Below are 20033 nucleotides of genomic sequence, written 5' to 3'. Positions count from 1 at the left end.
TCCGCCTGAATCTTTTGATTAATTCGAGGTGATGATTATGGGTGAATGCTATTCATCGGTAATGGATTTTCTTTATCGGGTGTCAATGTGGATTGCCGGTATCGCATTATTAGTCATGGTCGCCATTATCCCCATTGGTATATTCGCGCGTTATGTTCTGAATAACGCCCTGTCATGGCCTGAACCCGTCGCTATTCTGTGTATGGTGACATTCACCTTTATTGGCGCGGCGGTGAGCTATCGTGCAGGCTCGCATATCGCGGTAAGTATGGTGATTGACCGTCTGGGTGATGCTTCCCGCCGTTATTGCTCTGTAATCGCTGACGTTATGTTAGTGGCGATAAGCCTTTTTATCCTCTGGTACGGAACCAATCTCTGTCTTGAGCTGTGGGAACAGCCCGTGGCCGAATTCCCACTTTTAAGTGCCGGGCAAAACTACCTTCCATTGCCGATTGGCTCTGCCATAACGCTGCTGTTTATCGCAGAAAAGATTTTCCGTGGTCCGCAGTACCAACGTCCCGTTGTCATGCTGGGATCGACCAGCTAGTTACCGCCCCCATTTCAGAAAGGAAAGCAGATGGATGCATTTATTCTCGTCTTTACGCTCGGCATTATGCTGGCAATTGGGGTACCGGTAGCGTATGCGGTTGGCATTAGCGCCATCATTGGCGCCTGGTACATTGATATTCCGCTGGAAGCGGTGATGATCCAACTGACCAGCGGGGTGAATAAGTTCTCCCTGCTGGCGATCCCGTTCTTTATTCTGGCCGGGGCTATTATGGCCGAAGGGGGAATTGCGCGGCGACTGGTGAACTTTGCCTATATTTTTGTTGGCTTTATTCGCGGCGGACTGTCGCTGGTAAACATTGTGGCATCAACCTTTTTTGGCGCTATTTCTGGATCGTCTGTAGCGGATACCGCATCCATTGGTTCGGTAATGATCCCGGAAATGGATAAAAAAGGTTATCCGCGCGACTTTGCCGCGGCGGTAACGGCCAGTGGTTCGGTGCAGGCGATTCTTACGCCGCCCAGCCATAACTCGGTTATTTACTCGCTGGCTACAGGCGGAACGGTGTCGATTGCCGCACTGTTCATCGCCGGGATCCTGCCGGGCCTGCTGTTAAGTTTCAGTCTGATGGTAATGTGCGTGGCTTTTGCGCACAAGCGCGGTTATCCAAAAGGGGAACGCGTACCGTTTCGCCAGGCGCTGAAGATTTTCGTCGATACGCTGTGGGGCCTGATGACGGTTGTGATCATCATGGGCGGCATCCTGTCAGGTATCTTTACCGCGACGGAATCTGCGGCGATTGCCTGCCTTTGGGCCTTCTTTGTCACCATGTTTATCTATCGTGACTATAAATGGTCTGAGCTGCCAAAGCTGATGTTCCGCACGGTGAAAACGGTCACGATCGTCATGATCCTGATAGGCTTTGCCGCTGCGTTCGGCGCCGTTATGACCTATATGCAGTTGCCGATGCGTATCACTGAAGCCTTCACCAGCATCTCGGACAACAAATACGTCATTCTGATGTGCATTAACATCATGCTGCTGCTGATCGGTACGCTGATGGATATGGCGCCGCTGATCCTGATTTTGACGCCGGTTCTGCTGCCAGTGACCAACGCGCTCGGCATTGATCCGGTCCATTTTGGCATGATCATGCTGGTGAACTTAGGGATCGGCCTTATTACGCCACCGGTAGGGTCGGTGCTGTTTGTGGCCAGTGCGGTGAGTAAGCAGAAAATAGAGCAGGTGGTAAAGGCGATGCTGCCGTTCTACCTCGTGCTATTTCTGGTGCTGATGCTCGTGACATACATTCCGGCGATTTCACTGTTCCTGCCGAAATTGTTTGGCGTGATGTGATAAATGCCCGGTGGCGCTCACGCTTACCGGGCCTACAAACTACGCTTGCGTAGGCCGGATAAGGCGAAGCCGCCATCCGGCACAAGGAGACTTAGCGACGAACGGCGATCGCTTCAATCTCGATTTTCACGTCTTTCGGCAGACGGGCAACTTCTACGCAAGAACGCGCCGGGAAGGTCGCGTTGTGCTCGGTGAAGAATGCTTCGTAGGTCGCGTTTACGGTGGCGAAATCGTTCAGGTCTTTAACGAAAACGGTCGTTTTTACGATGTCGCCCACTTTCAGGCCTGCTGCTTCAACGATAGCTTTTACGTTTTCCAGCGACTGACGTGCCTGAGCGGATACGTCTTCCGCTACGGCACCGGTTTTCGGATCGACCGGGATCTGACCGGAAGTGATTACCATGCTACCCAGGTCAACGCCCTGAACGTATGGGCCGATTGCTGCTGGTGCATTTTCCGTCGCGATAGTCTTGCTCATGATTTCTCCTGAATTTACAGCGGTAGTAGAATGTTCCCGCCCATTATACACGTCATCCTTCACACTGCCTCTTCGTTGGCTACGTCCTCTTACCCTGGTCACATAGTTTACTATGCTCCCAGTGATAATCGGACTTGCCGCCTCGATGCATTGCGAATGCTTATGTGTAACGGGAGCCGGGATCTCATAACCAACCCCAATTAATTGGCCAGCACCACATAATGCGAAAACTCTTTTTCACAGTATTTGCATTTGAGTGCGATGTCATCGGCACGTTTTTTCACTGCAAAACTGGAAGAAACCGGCTCAGCATGACTGATGCAGTTGCTGTTCGGGCAAACCAGCACGTTATCGATACGCTCAGGCAGGCTCGGACGTGATTTACCCACCACGTCGTAATCGTCAATGCGGTTTACCGTTGCCTGCGGGGCGTACAGGGAGAGCTGGTTAACCTGCTCGTCGGTCAGGAACGTATTTTCGATTTTAATCAGATCCTTACGGCCCATCTCGCCAGACGGCAGGTTCAGACCGATGGTGATACGTTGGTCAGTTTCCGTCAGTTTGAACAGCGTCAGCAGCTTAAAACCAACCTGTGCGGGAATGTGGTCAATCACGGTGCCACGTTTGATGGCTTCAACCTGCAGTTTGTTATCGTGTGTCATCTCTTTTTCTCCCTTACAGTGCCAGTTCGCTATTCAGTACCAATGCCAGTAACGCCTGGCGGGCGAAGATGCCGTTGCCAGCCTGCTGGAAATACCAGGCGTGCGGCGTCTTATCGACGTCGGTGGTGATTTCATCGATGCGCGGCAGCGGATGCAGCACCTTCATGTTCGCTCTGGCACCGTTCAAATCGCTGGCGCGCAGGACAAACTGTGCTTTCACGTTGGCGTATTCGGACGGGTCCAGACGCTCTTTTTGTACGCGGGTCATGTAGAGGATATCGACCTCCGCCATCACTTCTTCGATGGTGCCGTGCAGGCTCCAGGCGATACCTTTTTCGTTCAACATATCCAGAATGTATTGCGGCATGGCCAGTGCGTCCGGGGCGATGAAGTAGAAACGGTTACCTTCGAACTTCGCCAGCGCCTGGGTCAGGGAGTGGACGGTACGGCCATATTTCAGGTCACCCACCATGGCGATGTGGAGATTGTCCAGGCGACCCTGAGTTTCCTGAATGGTAAACAGGTCCAGCAGCGTTTGGGTGGGATGTTGGTTGGAGCCGTCGCCTGCGTTCAGTACCGGAACGTTACCGGAGAACTCCGTAGCCAGACGCGCGGCGCCTTCCTGCGGATGACGCATGACGATGGCGTCGACATAGGTGCTGATGACGGAAATGGTATCGGCCAGGGTTTCGCCTTTTTTGCCCAGCGACGTGTTGCTGCTGTCAGAAAAACCCACCACGCTGGCGCCCAGGCGGTGCATGGAGGTTTCAAAGGATAAACGGGTGCGGGTTGACGCTTCAAAGAAGCAACTGGCGATAACCTTATGCTTTAACAGCTCCGGCTGTGGGTTAGCTTTTAATTTCGCCGCCGTCGCGAGGACCAGATTGAGGTCATCGCGGCTGAGGTCGTTTATGGAAATGATGTGTTTTTGATAGAGCGGGTTAGCCATGTTTATCTCCTGACGCCTGGGCAAAAAAAAAGCCCCTCAATTGAGGGGCTCTGAATGGGTGATCAACGGAAAGAAAAACGGCAGGCCAGCGTCCTTTTTCAGACGCGGTAAGACAAAATGTCGTACACACTGAACCATACATCCTCCCGGCAAATTGTCCGCGATTATACTCAGCTCCGTTATGGGATCAAGCGGAAAATGCACAATTTATTCACCGCAAACGGTTCTTATGAATTTTAATTCATTTTAAATAGATAGTTAATCTGCTTGTGCACCAGCCCCGTTCGCTGCACAACTCGCGGCGCAACCCAGACAATACTGCTGCCAGCGATGACACCCAGAATCTCTGGTAACGCGTGGTAATCGAGGATTCTGGCAACGGCACGGCCATAACCTGCCGCCGTGTGGATGAGGATAAATTCGCTATTGTGCTCAACGCTGACCACCATTTCAGCAATCGATCGGGCAGCATCAGGAGCGGGGCGCGACTGCGGATTTACAGAATAAATTTTTTGCCCTTTTGTATTTCTTATTTTTATAGCCCCGAGCAGTTTCAGCAGACGGGATACCGTTGACTGGCTAATTCCGGTAAAACCATGGTGTTGGAGATCGCGGCGAAGCGCTTCCTGAGAAAGGTAGCTTTTTTCGCTAATCAGGCGCTGACAAATCGCCAATTGTTTCTGCTCTTTGGTCGAGTAATCATCGAATTCCTTCATAAATACACCCTAAGCTTATCATTTGTATCAATGTGATGGCGAAATTCACCACATTTGCAGTATCAATAACGGCTCAAACGGGCGGTTGCGCAGAAAAACGAGAATGCGCTCAAAAAAGCCGTCGGGATCCGACGGCTAAAAGGGCTACAACATCGCGCCGATACTCAGGACGGCCATGTTCAGTAACGTCAAAATGAGCAGGAGCGGGGCGACCCATTTCAGGTAGCGCACGTAAGGAACACGGGCGATGGCTAACCCACCCATCACGACGGCTGAGGTGGGGGTAATCAGATTCACAATGCCGGAAGCGGATTGATACGCGGTGACGACCAGATCCCTCTGTACATGCGCGAAGTCGGCCAGCGGGGCCATAATGGGCATCGTGAGCACCGCCAGGCCAGACGAGGAAGGGACCAGGAAGGAGAGCAATACTTCCAGCCAGTAGGTTACATTGATGAAAATGGTGGTGGACAGACCGGAGACTAAATTTTCGGCGCTGTGCAAAATAGTGTGGGTGATCATGCCGTTGTCCATCACCACGACGATACCGCGTGCAATGCCGATAATCAGCGCCACGCCAAGCAGATCCCGCGCACCGTCAATGAAGGTACTGGTGAAGGCTTCTTCACTCATGCGGGCAATCACGCCGACGATAATGGCAGAACCCAGAAAGACTGCGGATATTTCTGCCATCCACCATCCGAGTACCGCGACGCCATAAATCATTACCGCAAAGGCGGCGGCGAATATCAGCAGGATCCACTTACGCGTGGCTGTGAATTCAAGATTGGTATTGCCGCGATTGCCGAGAAAATGCGCACGGTTTTCCTCCATTTTATCCGCCACAATCGACAACTCCGGGTGATTGCGGACTTTGCGCGCATAACGCATGACCCACACCACACAGATAACATAGCCGACGACCAGCAGCAGAATGCGCATCAGCATTCCCTGGGTGAAGGGGATCCCGGCGGCGTTAGCCGCGATAACCGTTGCGAAAGGGTTGATTGTCGAGCCGAGTGTGCCAATGCCCGCGCCGAGCAGAACGGTGGCGGCGGCAACCAACGGATCAAAGCGTGCGGCCATCATGACCGGAACCAGCAATGTGTAAAAAGGGAGTGATTCCTCCGCCATCCCGTAAATCGTACCTCCGGCGGCGAAAAGTCCCATCAGAATGGGGATCATCCACTCCTCTTTACCGTTCAACCTGACCGTCACGCGCTCGATACCTGCGTCGATGGCGCCTGTTTTGTTTACTACGCCGAGAAACCCACCAATAATCAGGACAAACAACGCCACATCAATTGCGCCTGCGGTATAGGTTTCGTGGTTGTAAAGACCGTCAATCGGGGCCAGCAGTACAGCGGTAAAACCTTGCGGGTGCGCCTCTGTGGGGGCATAAGTACCGGCAACTGGCACTTCTTTGCCCAGAGTAGCATTCATCGCCATCTGGTATTTCCCTGCCGGGACTATCCAGGTCATAACCGCGACGAGTGCAATGAGAATAAACAGGATGGTATATGCGCTGGGAAATTTGAATTTGCCCATGATGTTCTCCGGATAGCTTGGGCATATGCCGTCAGGCGACATACGCCCGCTGGGGTTAGTCGCCGAGGGTCGCTACCATTACCGCTTTAATGGTATGCATCCGGTTCTCTGCTTCGTCGAAGACGATGGAATGAGCTGACTCAAAAACCTCTTCCGTGACTTCAAGCCCTTTCAGGCCGTAGGCCATTTCGATTTCACGTCCAACCTTTGTGTGCTCGTTATGGAAGGCGGGCAGACAGTGCATAAATTTCACATTGGGGTTACCGGTTGCGTTGATGACCCGCTGGTTAATTTGATAGGGCGTCATCAGGCTAACGCGTTCTGCCCAGGCTTCTTTGGGTTCGCCCATAGAGACCCAGACATCGGTGTAGAGGAAATCGACGTCGTATACGCCTTCCTCAACATCCTCTGTGAGCGTAATGCGTGCGCCAGTCACGCTGGCAATTTCACGGCATTCGGCAACCAGCGCCTCGTCAGGCCAGAAGGATTTAGGTGCGACCAGACGGATATCCATCCCCATTTTCGCTGCGCCAACCATCAGCGAATTACCCATGTTATTGCGGGCGTCACCGAGATAAGCGAAACTCAGTTCCGGCAAGGTTTTACCCGGGGCGTGTTCCAGCATGGTCATCAGATCCGCGAGGATTTGGGTGGGGTGAAATTCATTTGTCAGTCCATTCCAAACAGGAACACCGGCAAATTGCCCCAGTTCCTCCACAATGTCCTGGCCGTATCCGCGATATTCAATGCCGTCGTACATGCGGCCTAGCACGCGGGCAGTATCTTTCATTGATTCTTTATGGCCGATCTGCGATCCACTTGGGCCGAGATAGGTCACCTGTGCGCCTTGATCGAAAGCGCCGACTTCAAAGGCACAGCGGGTACGGGTTGAGGTTTTTTCGAAGATCAGCGCGATATTTTTACCGACCAGCGTCTGTCTTTCGCGCCCGGCCTTTTTTGCCGTTTTTAACTCGATAGCCAGATCGATCAGGTACTGGATTTCCGTCGGGGTGTAGTCCAGCAGTTTGAGAAAATTGCGATTTTTCAGGTTAACAGTCATGAAAATGTCCTTATGTAGGCCGGATAAGGCGAAGCCGTCATCCGGCAAAAAAAAGTCCTACGCGTTAGCGTCGGTGGTTTCGAGACGAATTAGCGTGCCTTTGTCGCCGGCGAGAATGGCCGAGCCGTCGGCCAGTGAACCGATGCCAGCAATCCCACGACAGTGAGAGACGAATTCCGCGCAGGCGGTGACTTTGGGGCCCATTGAACCGGCGTCGAATTGCATTTCACCGAGCAGTTCCGGGGTGACCTGGGACAGTGGGCGCTGGGTAGGTTTGCCCCAGTCGAGGTACACGGCATCAGCATCGGTGAGGATCAACAACGCATCGGCATGGAGTTGGCGGGCGAGCAGGGCGGCGGAGAGATCCTTGTCGATCACTGCTTCAATGCCGTGGAAGCCATCGGCTTTTTCCACCACCGGTACGCCGCCACCGCCGTTGCAAATCACCAGATGATCGCGGGCGATCAATGTGCGAATAGCATCACTTTCAACGATACGTTTGGGTTGTGGAGAGGGCACAACGCGACGGAACGCTTTACCATCGGCTTTGAAAATCCAGCCTTTTTCCGCGTGTAGCGTTTTAGCCTGAGCGTCGTCGTAAATCGGTCCGATATATTTGGTCGGATTACTGAAGGCTGGATCGTGGGCATCGACTTCAACCTGAGTCAGCAGGACGCTGATTTCACGTTGCGGCAGCTGGTTTTTCAGAGCTTGTTGCAGCATATAGCCAATCATTCCCTGACTTTCCGCACCGAGAATGTCGAGCGGATAAGGGGTGACGCGGTCATAAGCGCTGTTCTGTAACGCCAAAAGTCCAACCTGTGGGCCATTGCCGTGCACCAGAATCACGCGCCATTGCTGTGTGAGCTGAGCGATAGTCTTTGCCGCCAGCTCAATGTTCTTGCGCTGGATGTCAGCTTCCAGCGGCTCGCCGCGTTTGAGCAGCGCATTGCCGCCCAACGCCACAACCAGAGTAGGTTTGTTTTCCATGACTTTTCCTTAAATACCGTCGCGTTCCAGTGGGCAGCTCATGCAGCGTGCGCCGCCGCGTCCACGTCCAAGTTCGTCGCCAGGAATGGGTAAAACGGTGATGCCCGCTTTGTCGTATTTCTCGTTGGTCCAGATGTTGCGCTCATAGCCCACGACCACACCGGGGCGTAGCGTCAGGACGTTGTTGGCGTCATTCCACTGTTCGCGTTCAGCTTCGAAGGCGTCGCCCCCGGTGGTTATCAGCGTGATTTGGTCGAGGCCCAGCGCTTTTTCGAGGGCATGTACCAGAGTACTTTCCTGGGTGCGTTTCAAGCCGCCGCGCCCGTCTGGCGTCAGGGTCCAGCACTGGACATCCGGGCGTACCACTTCCGGGTAGACGGAGAAGGTATCGATATCAATGTGGGTCATGACGGTATCGAGGTGCATACAGGAGCGATGTTTCGGCAGTTCAACCGCGATGACGCGTTCAGCCTGGCGATGCTTAAACAGCGACTGGGCAAGGAATTCAATGCCCTGCGGCGTGGTGCGTTCCGACATACCGATGAGTACCGCGCCGCGACCAATGACCAGCACATCTCCACCTTCTAATGTGGCGTGGTCGTAATTAATATTTTCATCGCCGAAATATTTAATAAATTCACCATCAGCAAATTGAGGGTGCCAACGGTAGATCGCCCGCAGGTTATTGGTTTCTCTTTGCCGCGCGGTTTTTGCCATTGGGTTAATTGACACACCGTTATATATCCAGCATGAGGTGTCGCGGGTAAATAAGTGGTTTGGTAATGGCTTCATAATAAAGTCATTAATATCGTGAGTATCGACCACCATATTTTTGATTGAGGCAGGAATTTCTCCATAGGTTAGCCCACCGCTTAAATGCCGGGCCAGTTCCCGGTGCTGCATATCTGCAAGCCAGGCGCGAATATCCGTGGCGAAAGCGGGGCCAAGGCGATAATCAGAGATTTGTGTCTCCAGCAACCAGTCTTTGGCATCTTGGACATCTAAGGTTTGTGTCAATAAATCAGTGAGTAACAGAACCTCAATCCCTTGCTGACGTAACGTGTTGGCGAAAATGTCATGCTCTTCTCCTGCACGTTCTACCGAAAGAACATCATCAAAAAGCAGTTCCTGGCAATTTGATGGCGTCAGCCTTTTTAAGCTGAGATTAGGGCGATGTAGCATTACGCTACGTAATTGACCGATTTCAGACCCGACATAATGCTTTTCCATCATTATTCCTTTAATACTATTTTAAAAAATAAAGAGGATGTGCCTGCAAATAATATTTATTGCAGCCATGACTTTTCAGCTGATTTCGGAATCTATATTTAGATCTTATTTGATGAGGAAACGTGATTTATTTCACAGTCATGTCGACATTTGACTTTTGATGTTTAATTTATGATATGGCTCGGAGAATTAATAAAATAAAAATATGAATAATTGAATTACTACGCGGGAATATGTCTTGTTATTTATCGGTGTTAATTTTATGTACACTTTTAGTGTGCTGCAATATAATTAATGCATTGATTTATTTGTGCTTTTTTCTGCGTGGTGAATTATTATGCGAATATATGATTTTATTATTTGCGCGGTAAAGTTTATTTCAAAATAAATATGACGATGAAGGAGGATAGCGAAGGAGAGGTGAACTGTGATCTATAGCTGGTTTTTCTAATAAAACTTTTAATAACAGTATATTACTGATCAGATTGAAAAAGGGTAGCCGAAAGTTATGCAAAGTTTATGCATAACCTGTTGCTGAGAGTTAGCAATTATTTAACACCATCAGCGATAAACATGCGTTGACGCAAAATATCGGCAAATAGCAGTAGTATGGCAGGCCGTTTTTTCGTATAACAACTAAAATGAAACGATGTTTTAATTAAGGGGTTTGAGATGATTGTTGGCAATATTCACAACCTGGATGCCTGGCTGCCGGAAGAGCTGCGTCAGGCAATTGAACACATTAAAGCGCATGTGACGGATGCGACGGAAAAAGGTAAGCATGACATCGACGGCGATCGTCTGTTTTATCTGATTGCCGAAGATATGACGGAGCCGTTTGCACAGCGCCGCGCCGAGTATCACGCCCGCTATCTGGATATTCAGATCCTGCTCAAAGGCCAGGAAGGAATGACCTTCAGCACGCAGCCTGCGGGCGCGCCGGAAACTGACTGGCTGGCGGATAAAGACATCGCCTTCCTGCCGGAAGGGGTACAGGAGAAAACGGTGGTGCTGAACGAAGGTGACTTCGTGGTGTTCTATCCGGGTGAAGTGCATAAACCGCTGTGCGCGGTCGGTGCTCCAGCGCTGGTACGCAAAGCCGTAGTGAAAATGCAAGTGGCATAAGCGTATTTGCCGGGGGCGGCTTCGCCTTGCCCGGCCTACGAGAGCGCGGTTGTAGGCCGGATAAGATGCTTAGCATCGCCATCCGGCATTCTTTTCATCCATGCCCTCACTTCGCCAGCGTCGCCACCATCACCGCTTTGATGGTGTGCATCCGGTTTTCCGCCTGATCAAATACGATGCTGGCGGGTGATTCAAAGACCTCATCGGTCACTTCCATACCGCCGTGCAGACCATATTCCTGTGCCATTTGTTTGCCAAGCGTGGTTTGATCGTCATGAAACGCGGGCAGGCAGTGCAGGAATTTCACCTGTGGATTGCCGGTCAACGCCATCATCGTGCTATTAACCTGGTACTTACGCAGCAGCGCAATACGTTCGGCCCACTTCTCTTTTGCTTCGCCCATTGATACCCAGACGTCGGTATAGATAAAGTCCGCACCTTTCACGCCCGCGGCGACATCTTCGGTCAGCGTAATATTGCCGCCGTTTTTCTGCGCCAGCGCTTTGCACTCTGCAACCAGACTTTCCTCTGGCCAGCAGGCCTGCGGTGCGACCAGGCGCAGATCCAGCCCGGTTAACGCAGCGGCTTCCAGCATGGAATTGCCCATATTGTTGCGGGCATCACCGGTGTAGACCAGCGTCATCTCATTAAACGCTTTACCCGGCAGGTGTTCCTGCATAGTTAACAGATCCGCCAGCAGCTGGGTGGGATGAAACTCGTTGGTTAATCCGTTCCACACCGGAACTCCGGCATATTCCGCCAGCGTCTCGACAATCTCCTGGCCGTGTCCCCGATACTGAATACCGTCGTACATGCGGCCGAGCACGCGGGCGGTGTCTTTGATCGACTCTTTATGGCCAATCTGGCTGCCGCTTGGCCCGAGATACGTCACGCGAGCGCCCTGGTCGTATGCGGCAACTTCGAAAGAGCAACGGGTGCGGGTTGAGTCTTTTTCGAAGATGAGCGCGATGTTTTTACCGGTGAGCTTTGCGACTTCAGTGCCGTTTTTCTTATCTGCCTTTAGCTGCGCGGCGAGCAGGAGCAGTGACGTGAGTTCAGCAGAGGTGAAATCAAGCAGTTTCAAAAAATGTTTATGATAAAACGCAGACATGGTTCCCTCACATGGCTTAGGCCATTTATTGAATTAAAATTCAATTTATATGGATGTTTATTCATTTGCAACCTTGTTTAACAAATCTTTCCAGGAAAGGTGGAGGCAATGACAGCGGTATGTGACAATAAGAGTATCGGCAGGACATTATGAGGAACGAGCCATGGCAAACCCGGAACTACTGGAAGAACAGCGTGAAGAAACGCGCTTGATTATTGAAGAGTTACTCGAAGATGGCAGCGATCCAGACGCGCTGTACACCATTGAGCATCACCTTTCCGCGGATGACTTCGAAACCCTGGAAAAAGCGGCAGTAGAAGCCTTCAAGCTGGGTTATGAAGTGACCGAGCCGGAAGAGCTGGAAGTGGAAGAAGGCGACACGGTTATTTGCTGTGACATTTTGAGTGAATGTGCACTGAATGCGGAGTTGATCGATGCTCAGGTTGAGCAACTGATGAACCTGGCTGAAAAATATGATGTGGAATACGACGGTTGGGGCACCTATTTTGAAGACCCGAACGGCGAAGAAGGTGAAGACGGCGACGATGAAGATCTCGTCGACGAAGATGATGACGGCGTGCGTCACTAAGTCATCTACTGACCTGCGGTAGCCCAGGCTGCCGCAGGCCAAGGACAATGTATGGATTATCTGCAAATACTCTCCCCGATCCACAATTTCCTGCACTGTAAAACGCCCCAGGCCTGGCTTGATAAAGCGCGAGACCCGGCTAATCTGCCTCTGTTATTGACCGACCACCTCGTCTGTGAGCTGAAAGCGGCGCAAACGGCGATGCTGCTGGTGCGTAAGTATGTCGCAGATAAACAGGGATCTCAGGCGCTGCTGGACTGGCTGAAACCCTATGAAGCGTTTGCTTTCAGAGAAGGGGATGAGCCGGATTTTATCGCGCTGAATAAACAGATAAGCAAAAGCGTGATGCCGCAAACCGACGATCCGTGGGGACGCAAGCTTATCGACAGCATGGTTTTGCTGATCAAAGAAGAACTGCATCATTTCTGGCAGGTGCGTGAGGCGATGATGAGACGCAACATTCCCTATATTAAGATTACCGCCAGCCGTTACGCCAAAGGCATGCTCAAAGAGGTGCGCACCCACGAGCCGCTGACGTTAATCGATAAACTGATTTGCGGGGCTTACATTGAGGCGCGTTCCTGTGAACGGTTCGCCGCGCTCGCACCGTATCTGGATGACGATTTGCAGGCGTTTTATCTGTCGCTGCTGCGATCCGAGGCGCGGCACTATCAGGATTACCTGGCGCTGGCGCAGCAGGTTTCAACCGATGATATCAGTAGCCGGGTGCAGTTTTTTGGCGAAGTAGAAGCCGCGTTGATCACCTCTCCTGACGATGAATTCCGCTTTCACAGCGGTGTGCCAGCTTAGTTCCTTTCTTTGACGCGCGTGCCCATCGCCGCGCGGTTTAATCCTTCCTGTTTCTGTTAGCAAAATCTGGTGGCTGGAAATAGCTCGCTGCTGCCGTAATAATCAAAACATCGAAGGGGAAATATATCCCTGTAACAGAGACGATTTGGCATAAGGATGGTTAATGAACTGGGTACACGTTTTGTTGGCAGGTTATATCGGGGCGGTGATTGCTATCGTCGTCGGCATGTTTCGCAAAAAAGGCTGGCTGGGCAAGGTCTCCGGCGCGGTGGTCTTTGTGGTGGCGATTATCGCGTGGAATCTGTTTGATGTGCACTACCTGATCCCACGCGAAAGCCCGGATTATGGTCTGACGGATGCGCAGAAATTTGAAAACGCGATGCTGTCCATGCCCGTTTATCAGGTGCTTAAGGAGCAGGAGCCAGCGCTGTGGCAGAACATCCTCACCCAGGCAACGCAGCTGAAAGAGGCGGGGAAAAGCGAGCAACAGATTATCGACGCTATTCAGCCGCAGATCCTACAGGTACAGATGGCGCGTTTGCAGCAAGCGCCTGATGCCAACGTGATCGAGTATATGAAGATTAATCTCGAGCAGATTGCCGCGGTGGCAAAAGTGGGCAATGACGAATGTTTTCGCTTTTTGTTCCCTGCTGTGAAAGGCGGGATTAACCCGGTGCGTATTATTCCGCGCGAGCTCATGAACCGTCGTATGGCCAGCGACATGAGTATGATGCACGCGGCCTATGGCCCGAACAAACATACGGTTACGGCGGAAGAAAAACAGTTGGCGCTTCAGGATCTGCAATCCATCAGTCCGGGGCTGGTACAACGCTTTGGACCGGATATCCAAATCATGGCCGATCCGAGTAAAGGCGTGGGCAAAGAGAAAGTCGCCTGTGAAATGGTGCAAGATTTATGGTCACAGGTGCTGAAGCTGCCAACCGCTCGCGCGGCTGGCGTTATTCGACTGATGCTCTCAGCCGAGATGCAGTAACGCGGTTAAAGCCTCTCGGCGTAAGGTCAGAGGGGCTTTAACATTCGCACTTCACAATCTACGTGCCCGGTACAGCCCAGCGCTTCGCTGATATGCTCAAAGCCTAAATGCTCATACAGGCGGATTGCCTCAGTCAGAAACGCCGTGGTCTCAAGATAGCACTGCTTGAAACCTTGCTCACGGGCATGTTCAAGCGCCATCAGCGCCAGTTTTTTCGCCAGCCCCTGACCGCGCGCGCTCGACAGGAAGTACATCTTTTGCAGCTCGCAAATGTCTGGTTCACTACATCCTAACGGTGCAACACCACCGCCGCCCACGACTTCACCGTTTTGCTCAACCACCCAGTAGGCCGCGCCCGGCTGGCTGTAAACCTGGAACAATTCGTCCAGATTAGGGTCGGCAACGGTGTAGCCTTTATCGGCGGTAAGGCCGTATTCAGCGGAAACTTTGCGGATAACGCGGGCAATTGCGGCGTTATCATCGGCAGAAATTCGGCGCAGCGTTGCCGCGACGGAGGTAATGGCACTCATAGCGAACTCATGACATAAAAGTGAGACATATGCAGTTAATACCACTGCGGTGAGGGGAAGCGCAAGCGAGGATAATTCAATAAAAAGCCTCTGAGCATATGCGTCAGAGGCTTTTATTGTCTGCGGCGTCGGATGCGCTACGCTTATCCGACCTACGTTGACGGTGCCCGTAGGCCGGATAAGCGCAAGCGCCATCCGGCAAACGTACGGGCACGATTTTTACAGCGCGGCGATAACTGCCTGCTGCTCAATCAGCTTCGCTTTGGCTTCTGCGTAACCGTCCAGCTTCTCACGCTCTTTGGCGATGACCGCTTCCGGTGCGCGGGCAACGAAACCTTCGTTGGACAGTTTGCCTTCGATACGGGCAATCTCACCTTCGATTTTCGCCACTTCTTTTGCCAGACGCGCCAGCTCATCTTCTTTGTTGATGAGGCCAGCCATCGGGATCAGCAGCTCGGCGCCGTCGATGATTTTGGTCACGGAGACCGGACCTTTGTCATCGGCTGGCAGCACGGTGATACTTTCCAGACGCGCCAGGTTCAGCAGGAAGCTCTTGTTGTCGTTTACACGACGCATCGCGTCCGCGCTGCAACCACGCAGCAGCAGCTCCAGCGGTTTGCCCGGGGCAATGTTCATTTCCGCGCGAATATTACGTACGGCAACGATCGCCTGCTTCAGCCATTCGGTATCGGCCAGCGCCGCTTCATCTACCTGAGCCGCGTTATATTCCGGGAACGGCTGTAGCATGATGGTATCTGCGGTGTTGCCACAAATCACTTTCACGCGCTGCCAGATGGTTTCGGTAATGAACGGAATGATCGGGTGCGCCAGGCGCAGCAGACCTTCCAGCACGGTCACCAGCGTATTGCGGGTGCCGCGCAGTTCAGCATCAGTTCCTCCGGTCATTACCGGCTTGGTCAGCTCCAGATACCAGTCGCAGAACTGGTTCCAGGTGAACTCGTACAGGATGCCCGCGGCGATATCGAAGCGGAAGTTATCCAGCGCTTCGCGGTACGCTTTGATGGTCTGGTTGAATTCAGCGAGGATCCAGCGGTCTGCCAGAGACAGGGTCATTTCGCCGCCGTTGAAACCGCAATCATTTCCTTCAGTGTTCATCAGCACGAAGCGGCTGGCGTTCCACAGCTTGTTACAGAAGTTACGGTAACCTTCCAGACGCTTCATATCCCAGTTGATGTCGCGGCCAGTAGAGGCCAGCGCCGCCAGGGTGAAACGCAGGGCGTCGGTGCCGTGCGGCTCGATGCCGTTCGGGAACTGCTTCTCGGTACGTTTGGCGATCTTCTCGGCCAACTGCGGCTGCATCATGTTGCCGGTACGTTTTTCCAGCAGCTCCGGCAGTGAGATACCGTCGACCATATCCAGCGGGTCGATAACGTTGCCCTTGGATTTGGACATCTTCTGGCCTTCGTCGTCACGGATCAGACCGGTCATGTAGACGGTATGGAACGGAACCTGCGGCTTGCCGTTTTCATCTTTGATGAAGTGCATGGTCATCATGATCATGCGGGCAATCCAGAAGAAGATAATGTCGAAGCCGGAGACCATCACGCTGGTTGGGTGGAACTGACGCAGCGCGTCGGTGTTTTCCGGCCAGCCCAGGGTAGAGAAGGTCCACAGCGCGGAGGAGAACCAGGTGTCGAGAACGTCTTCGTCCTGACGCAGCGCAACGTCGGCGCCGAGGTTGTTTTCCTGACGCACTTCGTCTTCGGTACGGCCAACATATACGTTGCCGTCGTTGTCATACCATGCCGGGATGCGGTGACCCCACCACAGCTGACGGGAAATACACCAGTCCTGAATATCGCGCATCCAGGAGAAGTACATGTTTTCGTACTGCTTCGGTACGAACTGAATGTCGCCGTTTTCAACCGCTTCAACCGCCGGTTTTGCCAGCACGTCGGCACGGACGTACCACTGGTCGGTCAGCATCGGTTCGATAACCACGCCGCCACGGTCGCCGTAAGGAACGGTCAGATCGTGAGGTTTAATTTCTTCCAGCAGGCCCATCGCATCAACGGCGGCAACCACTACTTTACGCGCGGCAAAGCGTTCCAGCTTCTGGAACTCAGCCGGGATTGCGTTGGAGTAAACGTCGGACTCTTCACCTTTGGTGTCGTACACTTCCGCGGTTTCACGGATGTCACCGTCAAAGGTCAGAATGTTGATCATTGGCAGGGCGTGACGTTTCCCGACCTCGTAGTCGTTAAAGTCGTGTGCCGGGGTGATCTTCACGCAGCCGGTGCCTTTTTCCATATCGGCGTGTTCGTCGCCGACGATCGGAATACGGCGGTCAACCAGCGGCAGAATAACGAATTTGCCGATCAGATCTTTATAGCGCGGATCTTCCGGGTTCACGGCCACGCCGGTGTCGCCCAGAATGGTTTCCGGACGGGTAGTCGCCACGACCAGGTAATCTTTACCGTCTGCGGTTTTCGCGCCGTCGGCCAGCGGATAGCGGATGTGCCACATCGAGCCTTTAGACTCGCGGTTTTCCACTTCCAGGTCAGAAATAGCGGTGCGCAGTTTCGGGTCCCAGTTGACCAGACGCTTGCCACGGTAAATCAGGTCTTCTTTGTACAGGCGAACAAAGACTTCTTTCACGGCATTGGAAAGACCTTCGTCCATAGTGAAACGCTCGCGCTCCCAGTCAACGGAGTTGCCGAGACGGCGCATCTGGCGGGTAATGGTGCCGCCGGATTCCGCTTTCCACTGCCAAATTTTATCGATAAACGCTTCGCGACCGTAGTCATGACGGGTTTTACCTTCTTCAGCGGCAATCTTACGCTCAACCACCATCTGGGTAGCGATACCCGCGTGGTCGGTACCAGCCTGCCACAGGGTGTTTTTACCCTGCATGCGCTGGTAGCGAATCATGGTATCCATGATGGTTTGCTGGAAAGCATGACCCATATGCAAACTGCCGGTGACGTTCGGCGGCGGGATCATGATGCAGAAGGACTCTTTGCTTTCATCGCCGTTAGGTTTGAAATAGCCCTGCTTTTCCCAGTGCTCGTAAAGCGGCTGTTCGATATCTTGTGGGTTGTATGTCTTTTCCATTATTTCCAGGTTGCCGTATTCAGGTTAAAACCAGCCACGCGGTAAGCTTTGTAGCGATCGCGTGCCGATTGTTTCAAAGAATCTTCGTAAGGAACGAAGTCTATCACTTCTGTGAAAGCGGTGGCAAAATCTGCAAAGCCAACGCGCAAACTGATGAGCAGGTCGCGCGGGCTGCTATTGCGTTTCTCCGGCCAGGCAATCTCTACCGGCGCGCCGCCTCTGGGGCCTTCGCCCGCCAGATTATGCGGAACAAAGCTTTCTGCCGGTCTTGCCCACAGGGCTTCATCCAGTCGAAGAGCCTGCTTTTCGTTTTCACAGGCGATAAGCACGCGCTTGCCAGCCCGCCAACGTTCTGCGGCAATTTCACACACCAGTTGCTCGACGGCGCTTAAACCATCTTGTTGTGTGTCGTTGTCCAGAAGATAGAACGTCGCATTCTTCATATATGGGGCTTCTTGTGGTGGATTTAAATGCAAAGCCGGGTGGCGCTACGCTTACCCGGCCTACGGTTGAGTGACGTTGTAGGCCGGGTAAGGCGAAGCCGCCACCCGGCGTTTTACATCACTCTTCGCCGTTAAAACCCGCGCGATTGAGCAGGAACTGCGACAGTAACGCGACCGGACGACCGGTTGCGCCTTTGGCTTTCCCTGAACGCCATGCGGTACCAGCGATATCCAGGTGCGCCCAGTTGTACTTACGGGTAAAGCGTGACAGGAAGCAGCCCGCGGTGATGGCGCCGCCAGGACGTCCGCCGATGTTCGCCATATCCGCAAAGTTAGACTCTAACTGCTCCTGGTATTCATCACCCAGCGGCAAACGCCACGCGCGATCGCCAGCCTGCTCGGACGCACCGATCAGCTCATGCGCCAGCGGGTTGTGGTTCGACATCAGGCCGGTGATGTGATGGCCCAGCGCAATCACGCACGCGCCGGTCAGGGTCGCAACGTCAATCACCGCCTCCGGCTCAAAGCGCTCGACGTAGGTTAACACGTCGCACAGCACCAGACGGCCTTCGGCGTCGGTATTGAGCACTTCAACGGTCTGACCAGACATAGTGGTCAGCACGTCGCCTGGGCGATACGCGCGGCCACCCGGCATATTTTCGCAGCCCGCCAGTACGCCGACGACGTTGATGGGCAACTGAAGCTCGGCCACCATGCGCATTACGCCGTACACTGCCGCCGCGCCGCACATGTCGTACTTCATCTCATCCATGCCTTCGGCTGGTTTGATGGAGATACCGCCGGAGTCGAAGGTTAACCCTTTACCGACCAGCACAATCGGACGCGCGTCTTCGGACGGATTGCCTTTGTACTCGATGACTGACATCAGCGACTCGTTCTGCGAACCGTGACCGACGGCGAGATAAGAGTGCATACCCAGCTCTTTCATCTGCTGCTCGCCGATCACGCGGGTCACAACATTTTTGCTGTAGCTGTCTGCCAACTGACGCGCCTGAGAGGCCAGATAAGCTGCGTTACAGATGTTCGGCGGCATGTTGCCGAGATCTTTCGCCGCTTTAATGCCAGCGGCGATTGCCAGACCGTGTTGGATCGCACGCTCACCGCTGGTCAGCTCGCGGCGGGTCGGCACGTTGAAGACCATTTTACGCAGCGGGCGACGCGGCTCGCTTTTGTTGGTCTTCAACTGGTCAAAGCTGTACAGCGTTTCCTGTGCCGTCTCAACGGCCTGGCGCACTTTCCAGTAGTTATTGCGCCCTTTGACGTGCAGCTCAGTCAGAAAGCAGACGGCTTCCATTGAGCCAGTATCATTCAGCGTATTGATGGTTTTCTGAATGACCTGCTTGTACTGGCGCTCATCAAGTTCGCGCTCTTTGCCACAACCAATAAGGAGAATTCGCTCAGACAGAACGTTAGGAACATGGTGCAGCAACAGGGTTTGACCCGGTTTGCCTTCCAGTTCGCCACGACGCAGCAGTGCGCTGATGTACCCGTCGCTGATCTTGTCGAGCTGCTCTGCAATCGGAGAGAGGCGGCGTGGTTCAAAGACACCCACGACGATGCACGCACTCCGCTGTTTCTCCGGGCTACCGCTTTTTACACTGAACTCCATGCACTACGCTCCTGAATCTTAAAGACAACGGCGGTGGCTACGGATAGAATTGCAAGCTTTCGTAACTCATACCCGCTGTTGCGGTGACTTCGTGTTAATCTTAACGTTATTACGGCATTGGCACGTCAGAACAATTTCTGAGAGGTGGATCCGTTGAGTATAATGATCTTAGCGACGATTTCGACGACTCAAGAGAATAAATGACGTTTAAGCCATGAAACAAGCTAAA

At 53.0% G+C, this 20033-nt stretch carries 23 protein-coding genes; 8 read left to right on the top strand and 15 right to left on the bottom strand.

The genetic code is table 11. The annotated features are described in order from the left end of the window. Nucleotides 1-37 precede the first annotated feature (37 nt). Together SK39_RS08730 and SK39_RS08725 are read left to right on the top strand one after the other, a co-directional pair. On the top strand, nucleotides 38-547 hold the full coding sequence (locus SK39_RS08730) for a TRAP transporter small permease (protein ID WP_048216913.1): 510 nt from the start codon (nucleotides 38-40) through the stop codon (nucleotides 545-547). Nucleotides 548-577: 30 nt separating this feature from the next. Next, nucleotides 578-1864 carry a TRAP transporter large permease gene (locus tag SK39_RS08725; protein WP_003839607.1) on the top strand — a complete coding sequence of 429 codons (1287 nt, stop codon included), beginning with the start codon at nucleotides 578-580 and terminating at the stop codon, nucleotides 1862-1864. A 91-nt stretch (nucleotides 1865-1955) separates the two neighbouring features. Here the strand turns inward: SK39_RS08725 and ridA are convergent, their stop codons facing one another. From ridA to pyrL, 4 genes are all read right to left on the bottom strand, one after another. After that, nucleotides 1956-2342: a 2-iminobutanoate/2-iminopropanoate deaminase gene (gene ridA / locus SK39_RS08720; RefSeq protein ID WP_000047544.1), complete on the bottom strand. Its 387-nt coding sequence runs from the start codon at nucleotides 2340-2342 to the stop codon at nucleotides 1956-1958. A gap of 200 nt (nucleotides 2343-2542) precedes the next feature. Further along, nucleotides 2543-3004, bottom strand: a complete 462-nt coding sequence (gene pyrI, locus SK39_RS08715) for an aspartate carbamoyltransferase regulatory subunit (RefSeq protein ID WP_003025816.1) — start codon at nucleotides 3002-3004, stop codon at nucleotides 2543-2545. Nucleotides 3005-3017: 13 nt separating this feature from the next. Beyond that, nucleotides 3018-3953 carry an aspartate carbamoyltransferase gene (gene pyrB, locus SK39_RS08710; RefSeq protein ID WP_003025818.1) on the bottom strand — a complete coding sequence of 312 codons (936 nt, stop codon included), beginning with the start codon at nucleotides 3951-3953 and terminating at the stop codon, nucleotides 3018-3020. Between the two features lie 36 nt (nucleotides 3954-3989). Further along, complete coding sequence (pyrL, locus tag SK39_RS25630; RefSeq protein WP_003025819.1) at nucleotides 3990-4091, bottom strand: pyr operon leader peptide; 102 nt, start codon at nucleotides 4089-4091, stop codon at nucleotides 3990-3992. Between pyrL and SK39_RS27090 the strand changes: the two genes are divergently transcribed. Continuing rightward, on the top strand, nucleotides 4071-4193 hold the full coding sequence (locus SK39_RS27090) for a hypothetical protein (RefSeq protein WP_085951582.1): 123 nt from the start codon (nucleotides 4071-4073) through the stop codon (nucleotides 4191-4193). The two genes, pyrL and SK39_RS27090, sit on opposite strands and share 21 nt — an antisense overlap. Here the strand turns inward: SK39_RS27090 and SK39_RS08705 are convergent. From SK39_RS08705 to arcA, 5 genes are all read right to left on the bottom strand, one after another. Further along, a complete protein-coding gene (locus SK39_RS08705; protein ID WP_003839609.1) occupies nucleotides 4190-4669 on the bottom strand; it encodes an arginine repressor in 480 nt (159 codons plus the stop codon). The two genes, SK39_RS27090 and SK39_RS08705, sit on opposite strands and share 4 nt — an antisense overlap. A 144-nt stretch (nucleotides 4670-4813) precedes the next feature. Continuing rightward, a complete protein-coding gene (locus SK39_RS08700) occupies nucleotides 4814-6217 on the bottom strand; it encodes a YfcC family protein (protein ID WP_003839611.1) in 1404 nt (467 codons plus the stop codon). Between the two features lie 55 nt (nucleotides 6218-6272). Further along, nucleotides 6273-7277: an ornithine carbamoyltransferase gene (gene argF, locus SK39_RS08695; protein WP_003025826.1), complete on the bottom strand. Its 1005-nt coding sequence runs from the start codon at nucleotides 7275-7277 to the stop codon at nucleotides 6273-6275. A 57-nt stretch (nucleotides 7278-7334) separates the two neighbouring features. Continuing rightward, nucleotides 7335-8267: a carbamate kinase gene (gene arcC / locus SK39_RS08690; RefSeq protein ID WP_044699137.1), complete on the bottom strand. Its 933-nt coding sequence runs from the start codon at nucleotides 8265-8267 to the stop codon at nucleotides 7335-7337. 9 nt (nucleotides 8268-8276) lie between these two features. Next, nucleotides 8277-9497 (bottom strand): arginine deiminase, encoded by a 1221-nt coding sequence (gene arcA, locus SK39_RS08685; protein WP_003025834.1) that lies wholly within the window; start codon nucleotides 9495-9497, stop codon nucleotides 8277-8279. 672 nt (nucleotides 9498-10169) lie between these two features. Between arcA and SK39_RS08680 the strand changes: the two genes are divergently transcribed. Then, a complete protein-coding gene (locus tag SK39_RS08680) occupies nucleotides 10170-10622 on the top strand; it encodes a YhcH/YjgK/YiaL family protein (RefSeq protein WP_003839618.1) in 453 nt (150 codons plus the stop codon). Between the two features lie 106 nt (nucleotides 10623-10728). Here SK39_RS08680 and argF (SK39_RS08675) read toward each other — a convergent pair whose 3' ends face one another. Next, a complete protein-coding gene (argF, locus tag SK39_RS08675; protein ID WP_003839620.1) occupies nucleotides 10729-11733 on the bottom strand; it encodes an ornithine carbamoyltransferase in 1005 nt (334 codons plus the stop codon). Beyond that, nucleotides 11703-11798, bottom strand: a complete 96-nt coding sequence (gene argL, locus SK39_RS27815; RefSeq protein WP_371303384.1) for a putative translational regulatory protein ArgL — start codon at nucleotides 11796-11798, stop codon at nucleotides 11703-11705. Before argL ends, argF (SK39_RS08675) begins: the two co-directional genes overlap by 31 nt. A gap of 98 nt (nucleotides 11799-11896) precedes the next feature. Between argL and rraB the strand changes: the two genes are divergently transcribed. The 3 genes from rraB to SK39_RS08660 all read left to right on the top strand — a co-directional run bounded on the left by rraB (nucleotide 11897) and on the right by SK39_RS08660 (nucleotide 14126). Then, entirely contained in the window at nucleotides 11897-12322 is a 426-nt protein-coding gene (gene rraB / locus SK39_RS08670; protein ID WP_003025845.1) for a ribonuclease E inhibitor RraB, read from the top strand. Nucleotides 12323-12373: 51 nt separating this feature from the next. Continuing rightward, on the top strand, nucleotides 12374-13132 hold the full coding sequence (miaE, locus tag SK39_RS08665) for a tRNA isopentenyl-2-thiomethyl-A-37 hydroxylase MiaE (protein WP_048216912.1): 759 nt from the start codon (nucleotides 12374-12376) through the stop codon (nucleotides 13130-13132). A 163-nt stretch (nucleotides 13133-13295) separates the two neighbouring features. After that, nucleotides 13296-14126, top strand: a complete 831-nt coding sequence (locus SK39_RS08660; protein WP_048216911.1) for a hypothetical protein — start codon at nucleotides 13296-13298, stop codon at nucleotides 14124-14126. A 26-nt stretch (nucleotides 14127-14152) separates the two neighbouring features. On the opposite strand, the gene SK39_RS08655 is transcribed toward SK39_RS08660, so the two are convergent. The 4 genes from SK39_RS08655 to pepA form a co-directional block, all read right to left on the bottom strand. Next, nucleotides 14153-14656 (bottom strand): GNAT family N-acetyltransferase, encoded by a 504-nt coding sequence (locus SK39_RS08655; protein WP_003025856.1) that lies wholly within the window; start codon nucleotides 14654-14656, stop codon nucleotides 14153-14155. Between the two features lie 219 nt (nucleotides 14657-14875). Further along, on the bottom strand, nucleotides 14876-17731 hold the full coding sequence (locus SK39_RS08650; protein ID WP_048216910.1) for a valine--tRNA ligase: 2856 nt from the start codon (nucleotides 17729-17731) through the stop codon (nucleotides 14876-14878). Next, a complete protein-coding gene (gene holC / locus SK39_RS08645) occupies nucleotides 17731-18174 on the bottom strand; it encodes a DNA polymerase III subunit chi (RefSeq protein ID WP_003025862.1) in 444 nt (147 codons plus the stop codon). The genes SK39_RS08650 and holC overlap by 1 nt, the downstream gene beginning before the upstream one ends. A gap of 118 nt (nucleotides 18175-18292) precedes the next feature. Further along, on the bottom strand, nucleotides 18293-19804 hold the full coding sequence (gene pepA / locus SK39_RS08640; protein ID WP_003025870.1) for a leucyl aminopeptidase: 1512 nt from the start codon (nucleotides 19802-19804) through the stop codon (nucleotides 18293-18295). Nucleotides 19805-19957: 153 nt separating this feature from the next. Between pepA and SK39_RS27560 the strand changes: the two genes are divergently transcribed. Beyond that, complete coding sequence (locus tag SK39_RS27560) at nucleotides 19958-20008, top strand: hypothetical protein (protein WP_212723231.1); 51 nt, start codon at nucleotides 19958-19960, stop codon at nucleotides 20006-20008. Nucleotides 20009-20033: the final 25 nt, after the last annotated feature.

Source organism: Citrobacter sp. BIDMC107 (assembly GCF_001037575.1).
Classification (GTDB): Bacteria; Pseudomonadota; Gammaproteobacteria; order Enterobacterales; family Enterobacteriaceae; genus Citrobacter; species Citrobacter freundii.
This window is presented reverse-complemented; position numbering and strand designations above follow the sequence as displayed.

Bases quoted from the DNA above. Each gene is read 5' to 3' on its own strand.
- SK39_RS08730 (WP_048216913.1), top strand. From the start codon at position 38: ATGGGTGAATGCTATTCATCGGTAATGGATTTTCTTTATCGGGTGTCA.
- SK39_RS08725 (WP_003839607.1), top strand. From the start codon at position 578: ATGGATGCATTTATTCTCGTCTTTACGCTCGGCATTATGCTGGCAATT.
- ridA (WP_000047544.1), bottom strand. From the start codon at position 2,342: ATGAGCAAGACTATCGCGACGGAAAATGCACCAGCAGCAATCGGCCCA.
- pyrI (WP_003025816.1), bottom strand. From the start codon at position 3,004: ATGACACACGATAACAAACTGCAGGTTGAAGCCATCAAACGTGGCACC.
- pyrB (WP_003025818.1), bottom strand. From the start codon at position 3,953: ATGGCTAACCCGCTCTATCAAAAACACATCATTTCCATAAACGACCTC.
- SK39_RS27090 (WP_085951582.1), top strand. From the start codon at position 4,071: ATGTCGTACACACTGAACCATACATCCTCCCGGCAAATTGTCCGCGAT.
- pyrL (WP_003025819.1), bottom strand. From the start codon at position 4,091: ATGGTTCAGTGTGTACGACATTTTGTCTTACCGCGTCTGAAAAAGGAC.
- SK39_RS08705 (WP_003839609.1), bottom strand. From the start codon at position 4,669: ATGAAGGAATTCGATGATTACTCGACCAAAGAGCAGAAACAATTGGCG.
- SK39_RS08700 (WP_003839611.1), bottom strand. From the start codon at position 6,217: ATGGGCAAATTCAAATTTCCCAGCGCATATACCATCCTGTTTATTCTC.
- argF (WP_003025826.1), bottom strand. From the start codon at position 7,277: ATGACTGTTAACCTGAAAAATCGCAATTTTCTCAAACTGCTGGACTAC.
- arcC (WP_044699137.1), bottom strand. From the start codon at position 8,267: ATGGAAAACAAACCTACTCTGGTTGTGGCGTTGGGCGGCAATGCGCTG.
- arcA (WP_003025834.1), bottom strand. From the start codon at position 9,497: ATGGAAAAGCATTATGTCGGGTCTGAAATCGGTCAATTACGTAGCGTA.
- SK39_RS08680 (WP_003839618.1), top strand. From the start codon at position 10,170: ATGATTGTTGGCAATATTCACAACCTGGATGCCTGGCTGCCGGAAGAG.
- argF (WP_003839620.1), bottom strand. From the start codon at position 11,733: ATGTCTGCGTTTTATCATAAACATTTTTTGAAACTGCTTGATTTCACC.
- argL (WP_371303384.1), bottom strand. From the start codon at position 11,798: ATGAATAAACATCCATATAAATTGAATTTTAATTCAATAAATGGCCTA.
- rraB (WP_003025845.1), top strand. From the start codon at position 11,897: ATGGCAAACCCGGAACTACTGGAAGAACAGCGTGAAGAAACGCGCTTG.
- miaE (WP_048216912.1), top strand. From the start codon at position 12,374: ATGGATTATCTGCAAATACTCTCCCCGATCCACAATTTCCTGCACTGT.
- SK39_RS08660 (WP_048216911.1), top strand. From the start codon at position 13,296: ATGAACTGGGTACACGTTTTGTTGGCAGGTTATATCGGGGCGGTGATT.
- SK39_RS08655 (WP_003025856.1), bottom strand. From the start codon at position 14,656: ATGAGTGCCATTACCTCCGTCGCGGCAACGCTGCGCCGAATTTCTGCC.
- SK39_RS08650 (WP_048216910.1), bottom strand. From the start codon at position 17,731: ATGGAAAAGACATACAACCCACAAGATATCGAACAGCCGCTTTACGAG.
- holC (WP_003025862.1), bottom strand. From the start codon at position 18,174: ATGAAGAATGCGACGTTCTATCTTCTGGACAACGACACACAACAAGAT.
- pepA (WP_003025870.1), bottom strand. From the start codon at position 19,804: ATGGAGTTCAGTGTAAAAAGCGGTAGCCCGGAGAAACAGCGGAGTGCG.